Origin of the sequence: Enterococcus sp. AZ119 (assembly GCF_050546175.1) — a bacterium.
Lineage (GTDB): Bacteria > Bacillota > Bacilli > Lactobacillales > Enterococcaceae > Enterococcus > Enterococcus faecalis.
The window spans coordinates 792447-802500 of sequence record NZ_CP172951.1 but is presented as its reverse complement, the minus strand read 5'-3'; the positions used below and the strand labels follow the sequence as shown (position 1 = coordinate 802500).

The window sequence follows — 10054 nt, the reverse complement described above, 5'->3', positions numbered from 1 at the left end:
CTCTCGTGGTGTGACGGGCGGTGTGTACAAGGCCCGGGAACGTATTCACCGCGGCGTGCTGATCCGCGATTACTAGCGATTCCGGCTTCATGCAGGCGAGTTGCAGCCTGCAATCCGAACTGAGAGAAGCTTTAAGAGATTTGCATGACCTCGCGGTCTAGCGACTCGTTGTACTTCCCATTGTAGCACGTGTGTAGCCCAGGTCATAAGGGGCATGATGATTTGACGTCATCCCCACCTTCCTCCGGTTTGTCACCGGCAGTCTCGCTAGAGTGCCCAACTAAATGATGGCAACTAACAATAAGGGTTGCGCTCGTTGCGGGACTTAACCCAACATCTCACGACACGAGCTGACGACAACCATGCACCACCTGTCACTTTGTCCCCGAAGGGAAAGCTCTATCTCTAGAGTGGTCAAAGGATGTCAAGACCTGGTAAGGTTCTTCGCGTTGCTTCGAATTAAACCACATGCTCCACCGCTTGTGCGGGCCCCCGTCAATTCCTTTGAGTTTCAACCTTGCGGTCGTACTCCCCAGGCGGAGTGCTTAATGCGTTTGCTGCAGCACTGAAGGGCGGAAACCCTCCAACACTTAGCACTCATCGTTTACGGCGTGGACTACCAGGGTATCTAATCCTGTTTGCTCCCCACGCTTTCGAGCCTCAGCGTCAGTTACAGACCAGAGAGCCGCCTTCGCCACTGGTGTTCCTCCATATATCTACGCATTTCACCGCTACACATGGAATTCCACTCTCCTCTTCTGCACTCAAGTCTCCCAGTTTCCAATGACCCTCCCCGGTTGAGCCGGGGGCTTTCACATCAGACTTAAGAAACCGCCTGCGCTCGCTTTACGCCCAATAAATCCGGACAACGCTTGCCACCTACGTATTACCGCGGCTGCTGGCACGTAGTTAGCCGTGGCTTTCTGGTTAGATACCGTCAGGGGACGTTCAGTTACTAACGTCCTTGTTCTTCTCTAACAACAGAGTTTTACGATCCGAAAACCTTCTTCACTCACGCGGCGTTGCTCGGTCAGACTTTCGTCCATTGCCGAAGATTCCCTACTGCTGCCTCCCGTAGGAGTCTGGGCCGTGTCTCAGTCCCAGTGTGGCCGATCACCCTCTCAGGTCGGCTATGCATCGTGGCCTTGGTGAGCCGTTACCTCACCAACTAGCTAATGCACCGCGGGTCCATCCATCAGCGACACCCGAAAGCGCCTTTCACTCTTATGCCATGCGGCATAAACTGTTATGCGGTATTAGCACCTGTTTCCAAGTGTTATCCCCCTCTGATGGGTAGGTTACCCACGTGTTACTCACCCGTCCGCCACTCCTCTTTCCAATTGAGTGCAAGCACTCGGGAGGAAAGAAGCGTTCGACTTGCATGTATTAGGCACGCCGCCAGCGTTCGTCCTGAGCCAGGATCAAACTCTCATAATAAAAGTTAGAACAATCTTGCGATTGTTAAGCTCAATTTGTTTGCTAGCATATTGCTTGCTTGTTAAAAATGTTTGTTGTCTTGAATTGAATCAAGACGCCCTACACATTTGGTTCGTCTATTCTTTGTTCAGTTTTCAAAGGTCTACGTTACCTCGCAGCAACTTTTATATCATAACAAACTTTCGTTTGAATGTCAAGAACTTTTTTAAAAAAGTTTTTTTAAGTTGTTTTGCTCGGTCGTTGCCGTCTGCTGTGACAACTTCTATATCTTATCATTATCTCAGTTGTTTGTCAACAACTTTTTAAAACTTTTTTGTTATTTTATAACAAGTTTTTTTGATCAAATGATTGATTTAAAAGCAATCTCTTTAACGACTTTGTTATTCTAACATGTTATTTATCTTTTCGTCAAGAAAAATTTTTAACTTTTTAAAACTTTTTTCTTAACGAACTGTTTGTCAGAACAGATATTAATATACCAAGGATTTTTCTAAAACGCAACTATTATTTTGCAGAAAAATAACATTTTTTTCAATTTCGAACGATGAATATTTTCTGCAAAGAAAACATTCGTTTCTTTATCTTATAATCCCTTTTCTCTTACTGAAATGTTCGTTAATCATTCGTAAAAAAAGCAACGTACTTTATTGTACGTTGCTCTCTTCTTTTATTCCAGCGATTGGAATAAAAATTCTAAAGATCGTTCCTTGATGCAATACGCTTTCTGCATCAATACGTCCTTTATAGTTTTCGACTAATTGTTTTGCAATCGATAGACCTAAGCCATTACCACCTTTATTTCTTGCACGGGCTTTATCTACTCGATAGAATCGATCAAATATTTTCTCCAAGTCTTCTTCAGTGATTCCTTCACCAAAATCTTGCACAGCTATTTCAAATTCATTCATCGTTCGAGAAATGGAAATATGCACTTCTTTTCGATCTGTTGAATATTTAATCGCATTATCTAATAGAATAATTAGCAATTGTTCAAAGTGATTACGATAGATTTTCAGTTCAACTTCGGTTGGTAAATCGTCATCTAATGTGATATGAAACTCAGGATAAACCAATTGGAAGTTATTAAATACTTGGTAGACTACTTGTTTAGCATCTGTTCGTTCATTTGCATATTGGGTGTCCACTTGTTCAGCGCGTGAAAGGTCAAGCATTTCTTGGACCAAACTCTTCATACGACTAATTTCTTGTAAACTGGCCTTTAATGATTCATCTAAAATTTCAGGATCGTCTTTCCCCCAACGATTTAAAAGGTTTAAATGGCCTTCCATAATCGCAACGGGCGTTCTTAATTCATGGGAAACATCTTCAACAAACTGCTCTTGTTGTTCGATATAGCGTCTCATACGATCTAACATTTCATTAAAGATTTCCGAGATATCTGCTAACTCATCTCTCGTATTAATCTCCGGCATGTGGACATCTGATTGCGGGTCTTTGCGGATTGTATCCATCGTATCTCTCAATACTTTTAATGGTTTTAAGAAATAAGAAGAGAGGATAAAGCCTAAGACACTACTTACAATCAGAGAAATCACTTCTAAAACTACAAGTGTTAATAATAAATGATTACGAATTTCATAAAAAGAAGAAAGTTCATAAAACGCTTGAATATAGCCAATCTTTTCTCGTGTTTCTTTTGAAAAAATAGGTTCCACGGAATAAAAACCGGTTTTATCAAAAACGGTTCGAACAACAGGTAATTGTCGATCCAATTGTAATAACTTATCATATTCATTTTGTGTTTTAAAAACTAGCTTTTGGTTTGTGTCATACACAGATAAATAAAGTTCTGGTTGTCCTAGTTCAGATATGAAACTGTCCATTTCCATAAACGAACCTTCTACTGCTGTATGCTTATTATAGTAGTTTTCATCTCTTTCACTCGGCGTTTTTAAATAGTCAAAAACGTCTGTTACCGTTAAATTTTCATTGGCATTAGCTAATCGATTTGTTACTTCTGCAATCGTTGCTTCGACATTTTCCTTTTCTTTGGCAACAATAAGACTGACAGAAGACTTATAGGTAATCACCGCAAAAATGGTAAAAACTACAAATATAAAGAAAGAACTTGCGAAAGCCCACTTTATAGTTAAAGATGGGCCTTCCAGTTCTTTTTTAATCGTTCTTTTCATTAATTAGTTCTCACGAACGCATAACGTAGCCAGTTCCACGGACAGTTTGGATGTAGCTTTCTTCTCCAGGTACGTCAATTTTATTTCGTAAGTAGCGGATATACACATCCACAACGTTTGTTTCTACTTCTGTTTCATAGCCCCAAACTTTATTTAGTAAAACATCACGTGCCAAGACAACATTCACGTTTTCCATTAGCGTTAATAGTAATTCGTATTCGCGTTTTGTTAATTCAATCATTTCAGAATTACGACGAACGACACGATTTTCTTTTTCAATTGTTAAGTCACGATATGTAATCGTTGTTTGTTTTGCAACGTTTTTATCGCCCTCAATATCAATACGACGAAGTAACGCACGTAAACGAGCTAACAATTCTTCAATTGCAAATGGTTTAACAATATAATCATCCGCTCCATGGTCTAAGCCAGAAACACGGTCAATTACTGAATCACGCGCAGTCATCATAATAATTGGTGTATTTTTCACTTGGCGAACACGGCGACATACTTCTAATCCATTTAATTCTGGTAACATCAAATCAAGAAGGATAGCATCCCATTCGTTGTTAAGAGCGGCTTCCAATCCTGTACGACCATTGTAGTGTACTTCTGTCGTATACCCCTCATGTTTTAATTCAAGCTCAACGAATCTCGCTAAGTTCTTTTCATCTTCAATAATTAAAATGTTGCTCATTTGATTAATTGTCCTTTCTCTTTAAAAGCTATACTCAAGCTCAACCTTTTTATTCCTTACTACTTATTAGAGAATTACTACTCAATCTGTCTGGTTCTTTTTTAAGCCACAGTAAAACCATGAGCATGGTGAGCCACACTCATGGTCTCCAGCGTGTTTATTCTTCGTTGTACCAGCTGTAATGGTAGATTCCTTCTTTGTCTGTGCGTTCGTACGTATGAGCACCGAAGTAATCACGTTGTGCTTGAATTAAATTCGCTGGTAAGCGATCTGAACGATAAGAATCGTAATAAGCAATTGCAGATGAGAATGTTGGTACAGGAACACCTGCTTGAACAGCAATCGCAACAACTTCACGAACGGCTTGTTGATATTTTTTCGTAATTTCTACGAAGTATTCATCTAACAACAAGTTTTCAAGTGCTGGATTTTTTTCATATGCATCGGTAATTTTTTGTAAGAATTGTGCACGGATAATGCAACCTGCTCGCCAGATTTTTGCAATTTCACCAAATGGTAAATCCCATCCGTATTCTTCAGAAGCTGCACGGAGTTGTGCAAAACCTTGCGCATAACTCATTAATTTACTAAAGTATAATGCTTCGCGAATTTTTTCAATCAATTCTTTTTTATCGCCTGCAAAGTTAAAGGCTGCAGGTTTTGATAAAATGCCACTTGCTTTTACGCGTTCTTCTTTGTAAGCCGAAATAAAACGTGCAAATACTGATTCTGTAATTAATGGTAATGGTACACCAAGATCTAACGCACTTTGGCTTGTCCATTTACCTGTTCCTTTGTTGCCTGCTGCATCAAGAATAACATCAACGATTGGTTGGTCGGTTCCTTCATCATCTTTACGTGTCAAAATGTCAGCCGTGATCTCGATAAGGTAACTGTCTAATTCGCCTTCGTTCCATTCTTTGAAAATCTCTGCCATTTCATCAACAGATAAACCTAAGATTTGTTTCATTAAGTCGTAGGATTCAGCAATTAATTGCATGTCCCCATATTCAATCCCATTATGAACCATTTTTACATAATGTCCAGCACCATTTGGGCCAATGTAAGTCACACATGGTTCACCGTCTTCTGCTTTAGCTGAAATTTTTTCAAGAATTGGCGCAACTAACTCATACGCTTCTTTTTGTCCGCCAGGCATGATAGATGGTCCTTTCAAGGCTCCTTCTTCTCCGCCAGAAACGCCAGTACCAATAAAGTTAATTCCTGAGTTTGCTAGTTCTTCATTACGTCGCATTGTGTCTTTGAAGAACGTATTACCGCCATCAATTAAGATGTCGCCTTTATCAAGGTGTGGTAACAATTCTTGGATTGTCGCATCTGTTGCAGGTCCAGCTTTAACCATCAACATAATTCGACGAGGTTTTTCAATTGCATTCACAAATTCCTCAATTGAGTATGTTGCTTGAAAGTTTTTGTCAGGATGTTCTTCAACCACTTCTGTTGTTTTTGATCCTGTACGGTTATACAGCGCAACTGTATAGCCTCTGCTTTCAATGTTTAAAGCAAGATTTTTCCCCATGACAGCCATGCCGACTACGCCAAATTGTTGTTTTGTCATTTTATGACCTCCTATATTATAATCAACGAAAATTCTATGAGCATTCTCTTATAATCCTCACTATTATAACGCACTATCTTTCATATGAAAACAATATAGTGCCAATAAATTTCCAATTTCTTCATATTTTCTTAAAAAAATACAAATCCCCTAGGCTCCATGGTTAGCCTAGGGGATTCAACATTTCAAAAAATGTTTTTATGCTTATGCTTCTTTAGACATTACGTCTTTTCCATCGTAGTGACCACATGCTGGACATACGTGATGGCTTTTTTTCATTTCACCACAGTTTGAGCATGCATTTAAGCCTTTGATTGTTAATTTGTAGTGTGTGCGACGTTTTGCTTTTTTCGCTTTAGAAGTTCTTCTAGCTGGTACTGCCATTGTTGTTCCACCTCCTTGTAAAGATGCGTGTATTTACATACACAATATATTCCAACCTAGCTGTTATCTTCCTCTTCAGCATTATCGCTGAGTAATTCTGATAGTTTAGCCAGACGAGGATCCACTGTTTGTTCTGCTGCTTTCTGCTTACTTTCCAAATATGCTTCTTCTGAAATCACTTCCCAGTCATTGCCACTTGGCATTTCTTGACTGTTTTGTTCTTCTTCTGTAAGCACTTGAATTGGAATGGACAATAGAATGTTGTCTTCGACAGATTCATCTAAATCAATTGTTGGCTTGTCCAATAAAATAATCTCTTCAGCTGCAAATCGTTCATCTCTTGTATCCATTTGTTCTTTTGTCATAAAGACTTCATCGACCGTGATTTGCATTGGCAAAGCCACAGGTTCTAAAGAACGGGATGAAGGAACGGTTACAGTTACCTGAATAGTGTAATGAAGTAAATATTCTGATTTATTGACTGCTAATAAGCCTTCTACTTTGATTGGACTAACATCCAACAAGGTATCATCTCGTTGAAGAAGCTCTTCTTTAAGATGCAATGTTTCTGAAAACACTAGCGGCTCTTCTTTGTATTTATTTAATTCTAACAAAGACCACTTCATAATTATCACTCCTAAGCAACAAAAGCTATTATACAGGGGTATGAAAGCTTTGTCAATGAAATTTTCTTGACAGCCCTTTCTTATTTCCTGTTTTTCTTTCGTTTTTTTTATAATTGTTTTTCTGTTGAAGATAACTTAGCGCTTATTCAATTAAATAACAAAATTTTTGTGTGAAATAACATAGATAATTTAAAAATAAGACATAATTTTACTATTTGCGCCCAACTCTTTATTTACTGAATACGTGTTTTCTGAACATTTCGTACTACTGTCTTCTTTGTAAAAAAAGCTGAGACAAACTGACGAATCGGTTTGTCCCAGCTTTGCGTCCGAGTACATATTGCTTAAAATCAAATGATTGAATTAATTAGACTTAGATAGCTGTTGTTGCTCCGCGGTAAACAATACCACGACGAGGATCAACAGTAATCACTTCGTCATTATTAATTAATGATGTTGCATCTGCAGCACCTACGATAACTGGAATATTTTGCGCAATCGCTACAACAGCTGCATGAGAAGTTAAACCACCTTCTTCAACAACTAATGCTGATGCTTTTTCAATTGCAGGCATGTATTCTTTATCTGTTGTTTTTGTAACTAAAATAGCTCCTTCAGTCGCTTTAGCAACTGCTTCTTCAGCAGTTCCTGCAACAACGGCTTTTGCAATAATTGCTTCTTCACCGACACCTTGACCTTGAACTAATTTAGAACCGATCATTTGAATTTTCATTAAGTTTGTTGTGCCTTTTTCGCCAACTGGAACACCAGCAGTGATAATGATTAAATCACCTTCTGAAGCATAACCTTCTTCTTGTGATACTTTTGAAGCTAAATTAAACATTTCATCTGTGCTTGATGGTTTGTCAGCAACTGTTGCGTAAACACCCCATGATAATGATAAGCTACGTGCTTTTTGTTCTGAGAACGTAATTGCAACGATATGTGCTTTTGGACGGTATTTAGAGATCATACGTGCTGTGTGGCCTGATTCTGTTGCCGCAACGATTGTTTGGATACCCAAGTTACGTGCTGTATGGCCAACAGATTGTCCGATTGCTTCAGTCATATCTGTTTTGCTATATAATTTCAATGCGAATGAATCTTGGTTAACTAATGTTTCTTCTGTACGAACTGCAATACGAGCCATTGTTTGAACAGCTTCTAATGGGTAATCCCCTGCTGCAGTTTCGCCTGATAACATTACTGCATCTGTTCCATCGTAGATTGCGTTTGCTACGTCATTTGCTTCCGCACGTGTTGGACGTGGGTTACGTTGCATTGAATCTAACATTTGTGTTGCAGTGATAACTGGTTTACCTAAAGCATTACATTTTTTAATTAAAGCTTTTTGGACAACTGGAACATCTTCTGTTGGAATTTCAACACCCATGTCACCACGAGCAACCATTAAACCATCAGAAACTTTTAAGATTTCATCGATATTATCGATACCTTCTTGGTTTTCGATTTTAGGAATGATTTGGATGTGTGTTGCGTTTTCTTCTTCTAAAATTTTAGTGATTTCTAAAACGTCAGAAGCACGACGAACGAAGCTAGCTGCGATAAAGTCAATTCCTTGACCAATTCCGAAACGGATATCGTTAGCATCTTTTTCAGTGATCCCTGGTAAGTTTACAGAAACGCCTGGTACGTTAACGCCTTTTTTGTTTTTCAAGACGCCTTCGTTTTTAACAACTGTTACGATTTCGTTTGCATCACGGTCGATATCAGTTACTTCTAAATCGATTAAACCATCATCTAAAAGAATGTGTGAACCTACGTTTACATCATTGATTAATTCTGGATAAGTGATTGAGAATTTTTCATTTGTTCCTAAAACTTCTGTCATAGAAATACGTACTGAGTCACCAATTTTCATTGTGATTGCGCCATTTTCCATGTCATTTGTGCGGATTTCAGGACCTTTTGTATCTAGTAAGATCGCTACGCGTTTCCCTGTAATTTTTACAGCTTCACGAATGTTTTTAATACGAGCACCATGCTCTTCGTAGTCACCATGTGAAAAGTTCAAACGGCAAACATTCATACCTGCATTAATTAAGTTTACTAGCATATCAACGGATTCACTAGCTGGTCCAATCGTACATACGATTTTCGTTTTTTTCATTACTAAAACGCTCCTATTCCAAATTTGTTTATACAAAGCTAATAAGATTAGCTAATATACAAGATTAAAAAGAAATTTCATGATTTAACTCATAAAGAGATAAATCTGGTTTGTGTTTATTGTTTTCTAACGTGTCAATAATATCAGCTGCAACTACTTGGTTATCTAACATACCGATACATAAACCGCCTTTGCCTTCTTTTAGAAGTTCAACAGCATATGACCCAAATTTACTTGCTAATACACGGTCACGAGCACTTGGCGAGCCCCCACGAACCACGTGTCCTAAAATTGATACACGCGTATGGAAATCACCGTATTCAGAAAGTTTATCAGCAAATTCATTTCCGCCCATTACGCCTTCTGCTAAAATGATTAAGCAATGTTTTTTCCCGCGGTCGCGGCCTTCTTGAATACGTTTGGCAACGTTTTTCATATCAAAATCATGTTCAGGAATAATGATTTCATCTGCTCCGCCTGCCACGCCTGACCACAATGCGATATCACCAGCGTTACGTCCCATTACTTCGATAACGAATGTACGAACATGAGAAGTCGCTGTATCACGAATTCGGTCAATTGATTCCAAAACAGTGTTAATCGCTGTATCAAAACCGATTGTGAAATCTGTTCCAGGAATATCATTATCAATCGTTCCAGGAATTCCAACAGCGGGGAAACCACGTTTTGTCAAAGCCATTGCGCCATGATAAGAACCGTCTCCACCAATAACAACTAAGCCTTCAATACCGAATTTTTTCAATTGTTCGATTCCTTTTAATTGCCCTTCTTCAGTAGCAAATTCAGGATAACGAGCAGAGTACAAGAATGTTCCACCACGTTGAATCTTATCGCCAACGTCAGCAACATCTAAACGACGGATGTCGCCTGCGACTAAACCGGCAAATCCATAGTTAATACCGTAAACTTCGATTCCATCAAAAATACTTTTGCGTACGACTGCACGAATTGCAGCGTTCATTCCAGGGGCATCTCCCCCGCTGGTTAAAATACCAATGCGTTTCATTCGCTATTTCACCTCATATA

At 39.0% G+C, this 10054-nt stretch carries 7 protein-coding genes and 1 rRNA gene (1 of these 8 running past the window's edge); all 8 read right to left on the bottom strand.

Going from position 1 to position 10054, the window contains the following annotated elements:
- Positions 1-1437: ribosomal RNA gene (locus tag IGL37_RS03875) — 16S ribosomal RNA — on the bottom strand (it extends 124 nt beyond the left edge of the window).
- A gap of 644 nt (positions 1438-2081) precedes the next feature.
- Entirely contained in the window at positions 2082-3590 is a 1509-nt protein-coding gene (locus IGL37_RS03870; RefSeq protein WP_002363430.1) for a HAMP domain-containing sensor histidine kinase, read from the bottom strand.
- 10 nt (positions 3591-3600) lie between these two features.
- Positions 3601-4287 carry a response regulator transcription factor gene (locus tag IGL37_RS03865; protein WP_002355954.1) on the bottom strand — a complete coding sequence of 229 codons (687 nt, stop codon included), beginning with the start codon at positions 4285-4287 and terminating at the stop codon, positions 3601-3603.
- A 157-nt stretch (positions 4288-4444) separates the two neighbouring features.
- Positions 4445-5866: an NADP-dependent phosphogluconate dehydrogenase gene (gndA, locus tag IGL37_RS03860; RefSeq protein WP_002355953.1), complete on the bottom strand. Its 1422-nt coding sequence runs from the start codon at positions 5864-5866 to the stop codon at positions 4445-4447.
- Positions 5867-6070: 204 nt separating this feature from the next.
- Positions 6071-6250: a 50S ribosomal protein L32 gene (gene rpmF, locus IGL37_RS03855; RefSeq protein WP_002355952.1), complete on the bottom strand. Its 180-nt coding sequence runs from the start codon at positions 6248-6250 to the stop codon at positions 6071-6073.
- 56 nt (positions 6251-6306) lie between these two features.
- Complete coding sequence (locus IGL37_RS03850) at positions 6307-6876, bottom strand: YceD family protein (RefSeq protein WP_002363429.1); 570 nt, start codon at positions 6874-6876, stop codon at positions 6307-6309.
- A 373-nt stretch (positions 6877-7249) separates the two neighbouring features.
- Positions 7250-9007 carry a pyruvate kinase gene (pyk, locus tag IGL37_RS03845; RefSeq protein ID WP_002355949.1) on the bottom strand — a complete coding sequence of 586 codons (1758 nt, stop codon included), beginning with the start codon at positions 9005-9007 and terminating at the stop codon, positions 7250-7252.
- Positions 9008-9071: 64 nt separating this feature from the next.
- Positions 9072-10034, bottom strand: a complete 963-nt coding sequence (gene pfkA, locus IGL37_RS03840; RefSeq protein ID WP_002355947.1) for a 6-phosphofructokinase — start codon at positions 10032-10034, stop codon at positions 9072-9074.
- Positions 10035-10054 lie beyond the last annotated feature (20 nt).

Coding starts and splice junctions, on each gene's coding strand:
- IGL37_RS03870 (WP_002363430.1), bottom strand. CDS start 3,590: ATGAAAAGAACGATTAAAAAAGAACTGGAAGGCCCATCTTTAACTATA.
- IGL37_RS03850 (WP_002363429.1), bottom strand. CDS start 6,876: ATGAAGTGGTCTTTGTTAGAATTAAATAAATACAAAGAAGAGCCGCTA.
- gndA (WP_002355953.1), bottom strand. CDS start 5,866: ATGACAAAACAACAATTTGGCGTAGTCGGCATGGCTGTCATGGGGAAA.
- IGL37_RS03865 (WP_002355954.1), bottom strand. CDS start 4,287: ATGAGCAACATTTTAATTATTGAAGATGAAAAGAACTTAGCGAGATTC.
- pfkA (WP_002355947.1), bottom strand. CDS start 10,034: ATGAAACGCATTGGTATTTTAACCAGCGGGGGAGATGCCCCTGGAATG.
- rpmF (WP_002355952.1), bottom strand. CDS start 6,250: ATGGCAGTACCAGCTAGAAGAACTTCTAAAGCGAAAAAAGCAAAACGT.
- pyk (WP_002355949.1), bottom strand. CDS start 9,007: ATGAAAAAAACGAAAATCGTATGTACGATTGGACCAGCTAGTGAATCC.